We start from the raw sequence: 13,269 nt of genomic DNA, 5'->3' as shown, positions 1-13,269 counted from the left end.
AATCGGCGAAAAATCCCGGTAAAACGACAAGATCTTTAAAGGATTTTTACAAATGAGCTCGACCCTCGACCTAGAAGTCTTCGTGCGCACCGCCGACACCGGCAGCCTGTCTGCCGCCGCACGCGGGCTCGGCCTGACCCCGGCCGCCGCCAGTATCGCCCTCAAGCGCCTGGAAACCCGCTTGGGTATTCGCCTGCTGGCACGCTCCACCCGCAGCATGCGCCTGACCGAGGAAGGTCGGCGCTACCTCGAGAGCGTGCGCGTCGCGCTGGAAGCCCTGTCCGAGGGCGAACAGGCGATCAGGCAACAGGGCCAGAGCCTCAGCGGGTTGTTGCAACTGGCGGCGCCCTCGGATTTCGGGCGCAATGTGTTGCTGGGCTGGCTGGATGAATTCAAGCTCGAACACCCGAATATCCGCCTGCAATTGCTGCTCAACGACAGCAATGCCGACCTGTTCCGCGACACGGTCGACATCGCCCTGCGGTTTGGCGTGCCAAGGGATTCCAGCCTGGTGGCGCTGCCGGTGGTGCCCGATCACCACCGCATCCCCTGTGCCAGCCCGGCTTACCTGGCGCGCCATGGCACCCCCCTCGCTCCAGCTGACCTGGCGCAGCACAACACCCTGCGCTACATGCGCCAGGGCCGGGCCAACAACACCTGGTATTTCCGCCAGGGCACGGTGCTGCAGGAGGTCGAGGTGTCGGGCGATTACCTCAGCGATGACGGTGAAATCGTGCGGCGCTGGGCGTTGGCCGGTCACGGAATCGCCTATAAGGCCAATCTGGACATTGCCCAAGACATCAAGGCCGGTCGACTGGTGCCCTTGCTGCCGGATTGGCAAGGCGAACCCACGCCCTTCAACCTGATGTGCCCTCACCGCCTGCAAGTGTCGGAACGCGTGAAGGTGCTGCATCGCTTTTTACAGCAGCGTTGCCAGACATTACTGAGCCCATGAAGAAACGCGCGCAGGGCTTGTCCCAGAGCGGCTGAGTCTGGTATTGCATGGGTACATTTCCCGCCTTGAGGAGTTATCCATGATTTACCGCACATTGGGCCAGTCCGGGTTGAAGGTGAGTGCCTTGACCCTGGGCACCATGATGTTTGGCGAACAGACCAACACCGAGGACTCGCTGCGCATCATCGACAAGGCCTGGGACCAGGGCATCAATTTCATCGACACGGCGGACGTCTACACCGGCGGTCGCTCCGAGGAAATCGTCGGCGAAGCCATTGTGCGCAATCGCCAGGATTGGGTGGTGGCGTCCAAGGTCGGCATCGGCCCGGTGGACGGTTTGCCCAACCGCAGCGGCTTGAGCCGCAAGCGCATTTTCAACGCGCTGGAGGCCAGCCTGACCCGCCTCGATACCGACTACCTGGACATCTATTACCTGCACCGTGAAGACCACAACACGCCGCTGGAAGTAACGGTATCGGCGATTGGCGACCTGATCCGCCAGGGCAAGATCCGCTACTGGGGCCTATCCAACTATCGCGGTTGGCGCATCGCCGAGGTGATTCGCGTGGCCGAGCGCCTGGGCGTCGACAAACCGGTGATCAGCCAGCCGTTGTACAACATCGTCAACCGCCAGGCCGAAGTGGAACAGATCACCGCGGCAGCCGCCTACGGCCTGGGTGTGGTGCCTTACAGCCCACTGGCCCGCGGCGTGCTCAGTGGTAAATACGCCCCGGACGTTACCCCTGAAGCCGGCAGCCGCGCGGCGCGCCAGGACAAACGCATCCTGGAAACCGAATGGCGCGTGGAATCGTTGCGCATCGCCCAGCAGATCCAGCAGTACACCCAAGGTCGTGGCGTCGGGATCGTCGAGTTTGCGATTGCCTGGGTACTGAACAACTCGGCGGTCAGTTCGGCGATTGTCGGGCCGCGTACCGAGGCGCAGTGGGATGCCTATATGGGCGCACTGGAGGTGAAGATCAGCGCCGAAGATGAGGCGTTTATCGATTCGTTGGTGACGCCGGGGCATTCATCCACGCCGGGGTTCAATGATGTGGGGCATTTCGTCTCCGGTCGCATACCACGCGCATAACCCCTCCACTTTGTAGGAGCGAGCTTGCTCGCTCCTAAAAAAGGTTGCGAGAAATTCTCCTGAAAAACGCCCTAAAACAGCGCAACCCTCTCCCGCCAAAAGCTCCATAATCCCCTCATCTTTTGTATCAACGGTTTTCGCGAGGACAGTGTGTCTAAAGGTGTTGTGTTATCGGTCTTGGCCTCGGTGTTGTTTGCCGTGATGTATTACTTCACATCATTGCTCACGCCCTTGAGCGGCCTGGAAATTTTCGGCTGGCGCATGTTGCTTACGGTGCCGTGCATGACCGTCTTCATGATCGTCAGTGGCGAATGGCGGCGCGTGTGGGAACTGGTGCGCATGCTGGCGGACAGCCCGCGCCTGATTGCCGGCGTGTTGCTGTCATCCGCGTTGCTCGGCGTACAGCTGTGGCTGTTCATGTGGGCGCCACTGAATGGGCGCAGCCTGGATGTGTCGGTGGGTTACTTCCTGTTGCCACTGACCATGGTGCTGACCGGGCGGCTGGTGTGGGGTGAACAACTGTCCTATCTGCAACGGATCGCCGTGTTTTTTGCCGCCCTCGGTGTACTCAACGAGTTGTACCAGGCGGGTGGATTCTCCTGGGCGACGCTGGTGGTGATCATTGGGTACCCGGTTTATTTCATCGTGCGCAAATACCTCAAGACCGACCACCTGGGCGGGCTCTGGCTGGACATGGCGCTGATGCTGCCGGTGGCGTGGTGGTTTGTGCAAAGTGGCGAGCAAGGCTTTTCGGTGATGGATGCGCACCCGAAACTGTATGCATTGATACCGATGCTGGGCCTGATCAGTGCATCAGCGCTGGTGAGCTATATCATCGCCAGCCGTTTACTGGCGTTCAGTCTGTTTGGCTTGCTCAGTTATGTGGAGCCTGTGTTGTTGCTAGGCGTGGCATTGATCCTGGGGGAAGGGATCAAGGGCGGCGAATGGTTGACCTATATCCCGATTTGGCTGGCGGTGATGGTGCTGGTGTTTGAAGGTTTCAAGCACTTGGTCCGCCAACGCAAAGCCTGATGCGCAGGCGATAAAAAGCCCGGCCGGGGTCACCCTCGGCCGGGCTTTTTTACGTTTAGTCGGCGGTCAATACACCACGACGCACCTGGTCACGTTCGATGGACTCGAACAACGCCTTGAAATTGCCCTCACCAAACCCATCATCGCCCTTGCGCTGGATGAATTCGAAGAACACCGGGCCCATCAGGGTTTCCGAGAAGATTTGCAGCAGCAGGCGCTTGTCGCCTTCGATAGACGAGCCGTCCAGCAGAATACCGCGTGCCTGCAGCTGATCCACCGGCTCGCCGTGGTTCGGCAGGCGGCCTTCGAGCATTTCATAATAGGTGTCCGGCGGCGCGGTCATGAAGCGCATGCCGATCTTCTTCAACGCATCCCAGGTCTTGACCAGGTCGTCAGTGAGGAAGGCCACGTGTTGGATGCCCTCGCCGTTGAACTGCATCAGGAACTCTTCGATCTGCCCAGCGCCCTTTGACGATTCTTCGTTCAGCGGGATGCGGATCATGCCATCCGGTGCACTCATGGCCTTGGAGGTCAGGCCGGTGTATTCGCCCTTGATGTCGAAGTAACGCGCTTCACGGAAGTTGAACAGCTTCTCGTAGAAGTTGGCCCAGTAGACCATGCGGCCGCGATAGACGTTGTGGGTCAGGTGGTCGATGACCTTAAGGCCCGCACCCTGCGGGTTGCGCTCGACGCCTTCGAGGTACACGAAGTCGATATCGTAGATCGAGCTGCCTTCGCCGAAACGGTCGATCAGGTACAGCGGCGCGCCACCAATGCCTTTGATCGCCGGCAGGTTCAGCTCCATCGGGCCGGTTTCGATGTGGATCGGCTGGGCACCCAGTTCCAGGGCGCGGTTGTAGGCTTTTTGCGAGTCCTTGACGCGGAACGCCATGCCGCACACCGACGGGCCATGTTCCGCCGCAAAGTAGGAGGCGATGCTGTTGGGTTCGTTGTTGAGGATCAGGTTGATCTCGCCCTGGCGGTACAGGTGCACATTCTTGGAGCGGTGGGTCGCGACCTTGGTGAAGCCCATGATCTCGAAGATCGGCTCCAGGGTGCCCGGGGTCGGCGACGCGAATTCGATAAATTCAAAGCCCATCAGGCCCATTGGGTTTTCGTATAGATCTGCCATGGTGGCACCTCATCATTCTTGTAATAAATACTGAATTAATTGCGAGCAAGGATGAGGTTGGAGGGCGGCGCACAGGAAAGGCCTCGCACGCTGCGGGCGAGGAAGTCACCAAAGATGAGGGGGGAGCCGAGTAGCTTCATGGGGGCATCAGTCTCTGACGGCTTAGGCTTGCGTGAGCGCAAGTCCATATTCTTGTATGCGTAAATCGATTCTACACAGCGTAACAGTGTTTGTCCGTAGTCTTATCAAATCCCCATTGCCCTGGCAGGCGCAAGAGGTTTGTTGCACAGGTAGATGCCCAGCAGGATCACCGCCCCGCCAATCAGCATGGACAGGGTCAGTTGCTCGTCCAGCAGCAAGGCGCCACAGATCACCGCCGTGAGCGGGTTGAGCGCGATAAAGACCCCGGAGCGCGTCGCGCCGATACGCCGGATGCCATCGTAATAGCCGATATAGGCCAGTGCCGAACCCAGTACGCCCAGGTACATAAGGCTCAGTGCCTGGGGCCAATGCAGGCTGCCGATAGCCTCCAGGCTGAACCGGCCCATGCCCAGCGTGGTGAGTAAGAGCATCAGGGTGCCCAGTAGTATGGACCAGGTGACCGTCTGCAGCGGGCCAAGGCTCTGGTTCAAACCTCGGGAAAACAGCGAGTAGACGCCCCACCCTGCTACGCACCCGAAGATCAGCACGTCCCCACGCCAAGCGTTGGCTTGTGCGTTCAATACCTGTGGGTTACGGCTGACGATCACCGTGGCTGCGCCCGCCAAGCACACTGCAATGCCCATGATTTTGCTGGCTCCCAGGCGCTCCTTGAACAGCCACCAGGACGCCAGGCCGATCACTGCCGGGTTCAACGCCACAATCAATGAGGCCCGCGACGCGTTGATGTAATGCAACCCATAGAAGAAACACAGGTTGTAGAAAAAGATGCCGAAAAAACCCAGCACCGCCAACTGCCCCATCTGCCGCAGGTTTGGACGCGACAAGGGTATGCGCGCAAGTCCCATGAACCCCAGCAAGGCCAGGCTCGCCAGTCCAAACCGCAGGCTGGCCGCCAGCAACGGGTCGAGTGCCCCGCTCAAAAAGCGACCGGCTACGAACGTGCCGCCCCAGATCATGGTGACAGTGGCCAACTTTATGTAAGTGATGCGATCCGACGAAGAATGCACGGGCAGAGGCTCTAGTGGCTTGAGGACTTTGGCATTCTTCTGGTAATACAGTGTCATCGTAAAATGAGTGATTACTCATGACCCTGACCCAATTGGAAATATTCTCACTGGTTGCCGAACTGCAAGGCTTTACCAGCGCCGCCCACCGCCTCGGGATCAGCCAATCGGCGGTCTCCCATGCGATCAAAGGCCTCGAGCAGGAACTGGGGGTGGCATTGTTCCGCCGCCACCAGGCCCAGGTGGAGCTCAGTGATATTGGCAAGCAGTTGCTGGGACGCGCCCGGGCAATGCTGGGCTTGGCCAATACCCTGCAACAGGAAGCGGCGGATGCGCGCGGCATGAAACGCGGGACCCTGCGCATCGGTTCGTTCGGCCCAACCTCTTCGACCTACCTGCTGCCAAAGATCCTCAACCGGTTTCGCCTGGAGTACCCAGGCATCGAAGTGCACGTCGACGAAGGGCCCGACAGACAAGTGATCCAATGGCTTGATGAACGCCGGATTGATATTGGTTTTGTGGTGCTGGACCAGGAGCGCTTCGACACCTTTGCGTTGTTCGAAGACCAGATGGTGGCGCTGCTGCCGGTCAATCACCGGCTGGCAGCCCAGGAACAGGTGAGCCTCAAGGACCTGTGCAGCGACCCTTTCGCGTTGACAGAGGCGGGCTCCACTGAGCTGGTGGTGCGCCTGTTCAACGAGGCGCGGCTGACGCCGAATGTGCGATATCGCTGCTCACAATTGCTCAGTACCCTGGAAACCGTAAGCCGCGCAGAGGCCGTCAGCGTGGTGGCACAGGCTTCATTGCCGACCGCGGCCGATTCGCGTTACGTGCAGCGCGCGCTGTCGCCCCGTGTGCCGCGTCGGGTCGGCCTGGCGGTACTGGATCGGCGTCAATCTTCGCCGGCGGCGCTGGCTTTTATCCGTATTGCACAAGGGCTTGAGTGGTAACCGCGCAGGCTCGGCGAGCTTATTTTGTCCCAGCCAACTATCATCGACTGAATCTGATCCCTGCAACAGGCCGTGCCCTTCATGCCCCTGACCGTCAACGGCCCGCGTAAACGCGCCACTCGTTACTCGATTACGTCGCTCAGCGCGTTGCTGCCGATCGCGCTCGGGGTGGTCATTCTGCATTGGCAGGCTGAACGCACACTGGAACAAAGCACGGCGCAGACCGCCCAGGAGGCGGTGCGCCAATTCGACCTGATGCTCGACAACACCGCCCTCGCCGCCCAGGCCTTGCTGCCGTTGGCGGGGCAGCCCTGTGATAACGGTGCACAACTGGCCCTGCGCGAACAAGTCACGCGGCGGCCGTTCGTGCGTGCGACCACCTTGTCCTGGCAGAAAAACATCTACTGCAGCTCACTGTTTGGCAGCAACTACGAATCACCGGTCAACCCGGACGACTACGTGGATGGTCGCTTATGGTTGATGAACGGCAACCCGGTAACGCCCGATACCGCGCTGCTGGTTTACCGGCTGGTGGACGGTGACAAGGCCGCCTTTGCGTCGATTGATGGTTACCACCTGACCAACGCCCTGCGCCTGATCAGCCGTTATGCCCACCTGGTATTGCAAGTGGGTCCGAACTGGCTAAGCGGCGACGGCAAGGTGCGTGACACCGCCGTGCCGGTGTTTGCCGTGGCCCATCACCAGCTAGCCTCCGAACGCTATCACTACAGTGTCGAGGCCGGCATGCCGGCCGGCGAGGTGTGGCGCTACATGCAGGCCCGATACCCGGCGCTGTTCAGCCTGGTGCTGTTCTTTGGCGTGCTGGCAGGCGTGCTTGCGCATTGGCTGCAGAAGCGCTCTTCGGCACCGACCCATGAGCTTCAGCGCGCGCTGGGCGCCAATGAATTTATTCCGTATTTCCAGCCAGTCGTACGAGGTGACACCCGCGAGTGGGCGGGATGCGAAGTACTGATGCGCTGGCAACATCCCAAGGAGGGCTTGGTGCGCCCCGACTTGTTTATCCCCCTGGCCGAACATTCCGGCCTTATTGTGCCGATGACCCGGGCGCTGCTGCGCCAGACCGCCGCGCAACTGGCGCCGCATGCGGCGCGTTTCAGCCCTGGCTTCCACATCGGCGTGAACATCACCGCACGGCACTGCCAGGATCTGGCGTTGGTAGATGACTGCCGGGAGTTTCTTGCCGCCTTTGCCGTGGGCCAGGTGACCCTGGTGCTGGAGTTGACCGAACGCGAGCTGATCGAGCCTACGGATATTACCCGCCGCCTGTTCGACGCCTTGCATCAGCTGGGGGTGATGATTGCCATTGATGACTTTGGTACTGGCCATTCCAGCCTGGGCTACTTGCGTAACTTCAATGTGGACTATTTGAAGATCGACCAGAGTTTTGTCGCCATGATCGGTGCCGACGCACTATCACTGCATATTCTGGACAGCATCATAGAACTGTCCGGCAAGCTCGACTTGGGCATCGTTGCCGAAGGTGTGGAAACCGCTGAACAGTGTGAATACCTGGCCGCACAAGGCGTGGATTTTCTCCAGGGCTACCTCTTCGGAAAGCCTCTACCCTGTGATGAATTTATTAAATCACTGGCCAGCCATTGAATAGCCACGCACTACCTGTGTGGAAAGAATGTTATTTAGACAAAAGACATGATTTACTCGAAGCGCATTAACTACTACAATTTTTCCTGCCTGTGCAGAACTCGCGAGACGACTTCTTTTCTGGGTCGCCTTAAAGCGCTTGGCTTATAGCTTTGTCTGCAGTTGATATCAGCCAAATACACTATTGGAGTACAGATTTTGTCCAGACTCGCCGAATTTCGCGCAGCAGAAAAAGCCCTTCAAGAGCAGCTTGCCCAGCTGGAATCCCTGAAGAACGACGCCGGCCTGAAGAAAGAAATCGAATTCGAAGAAAAGCTTCAAGCCCTGATGAAGACCTATGGCAAAGGCCTGCGCGACATCATTTCCATTCTTGACCCCAACCCGGGCAAGTCCAGCGCCGCTGCCGCTACCGCACCAAAACAGCGCCGTGCACGCGTGGTCAAGGTTTACCAGAACCCGCACACCGGCGAGCTGATCGAAACCAAAGGCGGCAACCATCGCGGCCTCAAGGCCTGGAAAGAACAGTACGGCGCCGCCACTGTAGACTCCTGGCTTCGCGGCTGATTGCATCGCACTAATAAAGAGCCCCGCTTATGCGGGGCTTTTTTATTCAAGGGTTCGAAATCGAACTAAAATAACGTTTCATTATGTTCAAAACCGACGCGCACGCCACACTTAAAGTTTCAGGCTGTCGCGCACTGAACTGACTTCGTCCTTGCTGGCTTCGTAAGCATCAGCCTGGCCTGCGTATGAAAAAACATAAGCCTTATCGGCATCCACCGCGCCCACCAATGTTTGCGAAATTACGTGGCGCCCGTTTTCGGTAATCACGCAAGTAGTTTCCAGCGCGTCAAGACGGCTCAGTGTTGTAGGGTGCATCTTGCTGCACACACTTTGATAACCGCCCTGGGCAAAATCTTTCTGGATCGACTTGCGCATCTCCAGCAATACCCCCTGCAGATTAACCTTATGCCCCGCTTCAATCGGTGTGCCGGTCAATTCGATAACCATCAAGGTCGCGCCGTTTTCATCATTCTTGATCGCCCGCTGCCGAGACACCGGCTGTGGTGTTACCGGCGCCTTGTCGTCGGGCACGACTTCTTCGACTTGCCAACCGCTGGGCCAATGGATTTCGGGGTCGGCCGCCATCAACAAGGGGCTGGCCAACAACAGACACACCGTACTCAACAGCCGTTTGCGAAGTTCAATCATCACGAAAAACACCCAAGGTCCAAGCATTAAAGTTTGGCCCCCGGTCGCCCTGTGTCGCAAGGCCTGCGTGGGCTTTTTCATTTGGCGCATGGGGCGAGCCTTGCGTATCATGGTCCGGCTGCACGGATGCCAGCCGCAAGCCAAGGAACCGCTCACATCTTAGAGCCGCGTTTGCCCCATTTTTTCTGGAGGGCCCATGAGCCTGCACGAACTGAACACTTTCCCGGGCGTCACTGCCCAACCTGACACCGCCACCGCCAACTTCGTGTTCAACCACACCATGCTGCGGGTCAAGGACATCACCAAATCGCTGGACTTCTACACGCGCGTCCTGGGCTTTTCGCTGGTCGAAAAACGTGATTTCCCAGAAGCTGAATTCAGCCTGTACTTCCTGGCCCTGGTGGACAAATCCCAGATTCCCGCTGACGCCGCCGAACGGACCCAATGGATGAAGTCGATCCCAGGCATCCTGGAACTGACCCACAACCACGGCACCGAAAACGACGCCGACTTTGCCTACCACAACGGCAATACCGACCCGCGTGGCTTTGGCCACATCTGCATCTCCGTGCCGGATATCGTCGCAGCCTGTGAACGTTTCGAAGCCTTGGGCTGTGATTTCCAGAAGCGCCTGACCGACGGCCGCATGAAGAGCCTGGCCTTCATCAAGGACCCGGATGCGTACTGGGTCGAGATAATCCAGCCCGCACCGCTGTAACGAAAAAAGCCCCATGATCACTCATGGGGCTTTTTCATTTCCGGGGCCCTGGGTTTAGGCCGGGGCGGAGGTACGGATCAAGTGATCGAAAGCACTCAGGGAGGCCTTGGCGCCCTCGCCCACCGCGATCACGATCTGCTTGTACGGCACTGTCGTGACGTCACCGGCGGCAAATACGCCTGGCAGTGATGTCTCGCCACGCGCATCGACAATGATCTCGCCGCGCGGTGTCAGCTCCACGGTACCTTTGAGCCAGTCGGTGTTAGGCAGCAAGCCGATCTGCACAAAGATGCCTTCCAGGTCGAGGGTCTTGAACTCGCCACTGTCGCGGTCCTTGTACGCCAGGCCAGTGACTTTCTGGCCATCGCCTTTCACTTCGCTGGTCAGCGCGCTGGTGATCACGTCAACGTTCGGCAGGCTGTAGAGCTTGCGCTGCAACACGGCGTCGGCGCGCAATTTGCTGTCGAACTCGAGCAAGGTAACGTGGCTGACGATACCAGCCAGGTCAATGGCCGCCTCAACGCCGGAGTTACCGCCGCCGATCACCGCGACACGCTTGCCTTTGAACAACGGACCGTCGCAGTGCGGGCAGAAGCACACGCCCTTGGCCTTGTATTCCTGCTCGCCCGGCACTCCCATTTCTCTCCAGCGGGCGCCGGTGGCCAGGATCACAGTCTTGGACTTGAGGGTCGCACCGCTTTCGAAGCGAATTTCGTGCAGGTCACCGGTGTTTTTCGCCGGGATCAGGCTGCTGGCGCGCTGCAGGTTCATGATGTCCACGTCGTACTGGCGTACGTGGGCTTCCAGGGCGCTGGCCAGTTTCGGGCCTTCGGTTTCCTGAACCGAGATAAAGTTCTCAATGGACATGGTGTCCAGCACTTGCCCACCGAAACGCTCGGCAGCGACACCGGTACGGATACCTTTACGTGCCGCGTAGATCGCCGCCGCCGAACCGGCTGGGCCACCGCCGACGACGAGGACATCAAAGGCGTCCTTGGCGCTGATTTTCTCGGCGGCTTTTTCGATACCGCTGGTGTCGAGCTTGGCGAGGATTTCTTCCAGGCCCATGCGGCCCTGGCCGAAGTTCACACCATTGAGGTACACGCTTGGCACCGCCATGATCTGGCGTTCGTCGACTTCAGCCTGGAACAGCGCGCCGTCGATGGCGACGTGGCGGATGTTCGGGTTGAGCACGGCCATCAGGTTCAGCGCCTGGACCACGTCCGGGCAGTTCTGGCAGGACAGCGAGAAGTAGGTCTCGAAGCTGAACTCGCCTTTGAGGGCGCGAATCTGTTCAATCACTTCGACACTGGCCTTCGACGGGTGGCCACCGACTTGCAGCAGGGCCAGCACCAGCGAAGTGAATTCATGGCCCATCGGGATGCCGGCAAAACGCAGGCTGATATCGGCACCCGGGCGATTGATGGAGAACGAAGGCTTGCGCGCATCATCGCCATCGGTTTTCAGGGTAATCAGCGTAGTGAGGCTGACAACGTCCTGCAAAAGGGCAAGCATTTCCTGGGATTTCGCACCGTCGTCGAGGGAGGCGACGATCTCGATCGGCTGGGTGACCCGTTCCAGGTATGACTTCAACTGAGCTTTAAGATTGGCGTCCAACATACGGGCGATTTCCTATTAATTCGGTTTATTGCAGACAAAAAAACGCCCGAGCGAATCTCGCCCGGGCGTTTTTGGGGGCGGATGCAGCTTACTTAAGTGCGGATTTCCGCCCTTGAGACTTCACAGACTTAGATCTTGCCGACCAGGTCCAGGGACGGAGCCAGGGTGGCTTCGCCTTCTTTCCACTTGGCTGGGCACACTTCGCCTGGGTGGGCAGCGACGTATTGAGCGGCCTTGATTTTGCGCAGCAGCTCGGAAGCGTCACGGCCAACACCGCCGTCGTTCAGTTCAACGATCTTGATCTGACCTTCTGGGTTGATCACGAAAGTACCGCGGTCAGCCAGGCCAGCTTCTTCGATCAGTACGTCGAAGTTGCGGGAGATGGTCAGGGTTGGGTCGCCGATCATGGTGTACTGGATCTTGCCGATGGCTGGCGAAGTGTTGTGCCAGGCAGCGTGGGCAAAGTGAGTGTCGGTGGAAACGCTGTAGATTTCGACGCCCAGTTTCTGGAATTCGGCGTAGTTGTCAGCCAGGTCTTCCAGCTCGGTTGGGCAAACGAAGGTGAAGTCGGCTGGGTAGAAGAACACAACGGACCACTTGCCTTTCAGGTCAGCGTCGGACACATCTACGAAGTTGCCGTTTTTGTAGGCGGTAGCTTTGAACGGTTTTACTTGGCTGTTGATGATAGGCATCGTTGACTCTCCGTCAGGTTTGTAAAAGGGGTAAAGAAGTTGATGAAGTGAATCCTACCCACTCTCTCGGCCGATGGCTCATTGGCAAACCTCATGCTGACGATTGGTTTTCCCTATCAGGTGACTGTATTAATAGAAGAAATCTCAAAGCAGCGGCTGGGTTGCCAAGGTCATGCCCAGAAATGGCGTCGCTTCAACATAGCGCATGGCAGATTTCATGTCGCTCCAGCCGACGTAACTCATTAACGACTTGATATCCCAGCCGCTGCGATGGGCCCAGGTGGCAAAGCCGCGACGCAGTGAGTGGCTGGTGTATTGCTCGGCGGGTATGCCGGCGCGCTCCAGCGCCTGGCGCAGCAGCGGGATGACGCTGTTGGGGTGCAGGCCCTCCTCCCCCAGATTGCCCCAGCGATCAACGCCACGAAACACGGGGCCGCGCACCAGCGCCGAGGCGCTGAGCCATTCGCTGTAGGCCTGTACCGGGCACAGACGCAGCAACGCCGGGGTGTGGTAGGTCTTGCCCAGGTTGTCGCGGTCGCTTTTACTGCGCGGCAGGTACAGGCTGATACCGGCACCGGGCGTCGCCTGCACCTGTTCGATCTTGAGGCGGCACAGCTCATCGCTGCGAAAGCCGCGCCAGAAACCCAGCAGGATCAAAGCTGTGTCGCGCTTGGCGCGCAGCAGCCGAGCCTGATCCTGTGCCTGCGCCGCCTCTTTCGCCTCTCTCTCAAGAGACGTCACCACTTGCTCCAGATGCTTGAGCTGCAAAGGCTCGGCCTGCTTCTCCTGAGCCGGGTGCACAGCACGAATACCCTTGAGCACCTTGCGCACCACCGGCGCCTTGGTCGGGTCGGGAAACCCCTGGCTCGTGTGCCACTGCGCCAACGCCGAGAGCCGCAGCTTCAAGGTGTTCACGGCCAGCACCCCGGCGTGAGCAACCAGGTACCGCGCCACGCTGTCGCTGGTCGCGGGCAGGAACCCGCCCCAACTCACTTCGAAGTGCTCGATGGCTGCGCGATAGCTACGCCGGGTGTTATCGCGGGTGGCGGCATTGAGGTAACGGTCCAGATCGCTCATGG

At 59.1% G+C, this 13,269-nt stretch carries 13 protein-coding genes; 7 read left to right on the top strand and 6 right to left on the bottom strand.

From position 1 onward, the window contains the following. The first annotated feature begins 52 nt into the window (after positions 1-52). The 3 genes from KHP07_RS08275 (at position 53) to rarD (ending at position 3,077) form a co-directional block, all read left to right on the top strand. Complete coding sequence (locus KHP07_RS08275; RefSeq protein ID WP_099492095.1) at positions 53-955, top strand: LysR family transcriptional regulator; 903 nt, start codon at positions 53-55, stop codon at positions 953-955. A gap of 79 nt (positions 956-1,034) precedes the next feature. Next, entirely contained in the window at positions 1,035-2,045 is a 1,011-nt protein-coding gene (locus KHP07_RS08270) for an aldo/keto reductase (protein WP_100490614.1), read from the top strand. A 150-nt stretch (positions 2,046-2,195) separates the two neighbouring features. Further along, positions 2,196-3,077 (top strand): EamA family transporter RarD, encoded by an 882-nt coding sequence (gene rarD / locus KHP07_RS08265; protein WP_078048525.1) that lies wholly within the window; start codon positions 2,196-2,198, stop codon positions 3,075-3,077. A 55-nt stretch (positions 3,078-3,132) separates the two neighbouring features. On the opposite strand, the gene hppD is transcribed toward rarD, so the two are convergent. Together hppD and KHP07_RS08255 are read right to left on the bottom strand one after the other, a co-directional pair. Next, positions 3,133-4,209, bottom strand: coding sequence for a 4-hydroxyphenylpyruvate dioxygenase (gene hppD, locus KHP07_RS08260; protein WP_078048526.1), 1,077 nt, complete (start codon positions 4,207-4,209; stop codon positions 3,133-3,135). Positions 4,210-4,454: 245 nt separating this feature from the next. Beyond that, a complete protein-coding gene (locus tag KHP07_RS08255) occupies positions 4,455-5,378 on the bottom strand; it encodes a DMT family transporter (RefSeq protein WP_214496985.1) in 924 nt (307 codons plus the stop codon). Positions 5,379-5,455: 77 nt separating this feature from the next. Between KHP07_RS08255 and KHP07_RS08250 the strand changes: the two genes are divergently transcribed. From KHP07_RS08250 to KHP07_RS08240, 3 genes are all read left to right on the top strand, one after another. After that, the gene (locus KHP07_RS08250; RefSeq protein WP_078048528.1) at positions 5,456-6,325 is read left to right on the top strand and encodes a LysR family transcriptional regulator; all 870 of its coding nucleotides are present in this window, start codon (positions 5,456-5,458) and stop codon (positions 6,323-6,325) included. A gap of 81 nt (positions 6,326-6,406) precedes the next feature. Next, positions 6,407-7,948 carry an EAL domain-containing protein gene (locus tag KHP07_RS08245; RefSeq protein WP_214496984.1) on the top strand — a complete coding sequence of 514 codons (1,542 nt, stop codon included), beginning with the start codon at positions 6,407-6,409 and terminating at the stop codon, positions 7,946-7,948. 198 nt (positions 7,949-8,146) lie between these two features. After that, the gene (locus KHP07_RS08240; RefSeq protein WP_049713271.1) at positions 8,147-8,512 is read left to right on the top strand and encodes a histone-like nucleoid-structuring protein, MvaT/MvaU family; all 366 of its coding nucleotides are present in this window, start codon (positions 8,147-8,149) and stop codon (positions 8,510-8,512) included. Positions 8,513-8,623: 111 nt separating this feature from the next. On the opposite strand, the gene KHP07_RS08235 is transcribed toward KHP07_RS08240, so the two are convergent. After that, a complete protein-coding gene (locus tag KHP07_RS08235; protein ID WP_078050926.1) occupies positions 8,624-9,160 on the bottom strand; it encodes a DUF4946 domain-containing protein in 537 nt (178 codons plus the stop codon). 196 nt (positions 9,161-9,356) lie between these two features. Here KHP07_RS08235 and gloA point away from each other — a divergent pair, with 196 nt between their 5' ends. Continuing rightward, the gene (gene gloA / locus KHP07_RS08230) at positions 9,357-9,878 is read left to right on the top strand and encodes a lactoylglutathione lyase (RefSeq protein ID WP_025856006.1); all 522 of its coding nucleotides are present in this window, start codon (positions 9,357-9,359) and stop codon (positions 9,876-9,878) included. 54 nt (positions 9,879-9,932) lie between these two features. On the opposite strand, the gene ahpF is transcribed toward gloA, so the two are convergent. The 3 genes from ahpF to KHP07_RS08215 form a co-directional block, all read right to left on the bottom strand. Further along, positions 9,933-11,498, bottom strand: a complete 1,566-nt coding sequence (ahpF, locus tag KHP07_RS08225) for an alkyl hydroperoxide reductase subunit F (protein WP_078048531.1) — start codon at positions 11,496-11,498, stop codon at positions 9,933-9,935. A gap of 128 nt (positions 11,499-11,626) precedes the next feature. After that, positions 11,627-12,190, bottom strand: a complete 564-nt coding sequence (gene ahpC, locus KHP07_RS08220; protein WP_010210361.1) for an alkyl hydroperoxide reductase subunit C — start codon at positions 12,188-12,190, stop codon at positions 11,627-11,629. Between the two features lie 144 nt (positions 12,191-12,334). Continuing rightward, complete coding sequence (locus KHP07_RS08215) at positions 12,335-13,267, bottom strand: site-specific integrase (protein WP_214496983.1); 933 nt, start codon at positions 13,265-13,267, stop codon at positions 12,335-12,337. Between the last annotated feature and the right edge of the window lie 2 nt (positions 13,268-13,269).

Source organism: Pseudomonas sp. VS40 (assembly GCF_018587885.1).
GTDB classification, from domain to species: Bacteria; Pseudomonadota; Gammaproteobacteria; order Pseudomonadales; family Pseudomonadaceae; genus Aquipseudomonas; species Aquipseudomonas pergaminensis.
Note: the sequence above shows the minus strand (reverse complement) of the source record. Positions and strands in the feature narration are given on the sequence as shown.

Bases quoted from the DNA above. Each gene is read 5' to 3' on its own strand.
- KHP07_RS08275 (WP_099492095.1), top strand. From the start codon at position 53: ATGAGCTCGACCCTCGACCTAGAAGTCTTCGTGCGCACCGCCGACACC.
- KHP07_RS08270 (WP_100490614.1), top strand. From the start codon at position 1,035: ATGATTTACCGCACATTGGGCCAGTCCGGGTTGAAGGTGAGTGCCTTG.
- hppD (WP_078048526.1), bottom strand. From the start codon at position 4,209: ATGGCAGATCTATACGAAAACCCAATGGGCCTGATGGGCTTTGAATTT.
- KHP07_RS08250 (WP_078048528.1), top strand. From the start codon at position 5,456: ATGACCCTGACCCAATTGGAAATATTCTCACTGGTTGCCGAACTGCAA.
- KHP07_RS08245 (WP_214496984.1), top strand. From the start codon at position 6,407: ATGCCCCTGACCGTCAACGGCCCGCGTAAACGCGCCACTCGTTACTCG.
- KHP07_RS08235 (WP_078050926.1), bottom strand. From the start codon at position 9,160: ATGATTGAACTTCGCAAACGGCTGTTGAGTACGGTGTGTCTGTTGTTG.
- gloA (WP_025856006.1), top strand. From the start codon at position 9,357: ATGAGCCTGCACGAACTGAACACTTTCCCGGGCGTCACTGCCCAACCT.
- ahpF (WP_078048531.1), bottom strand. From the start codon at position 11,498: ATGTTGGACGCCAATCTTAAAGCTCAGTTGAAGTCATACCTGGAACGG.
- ahpC (WP_010210361.1), bottom strand. From the start codon at position 12,190: ATGCCTATCATCAACAGCCAAGTAAAACCGTTCAAAGCTACCGCCTAC.
- KHP07_RS08215 (WP_214496983.1), bottom strand. From the start codon at position 13,267: ATGAGCGATCTGGACCGTTACCTCAATGCCGCCACCCGCGATAACACC.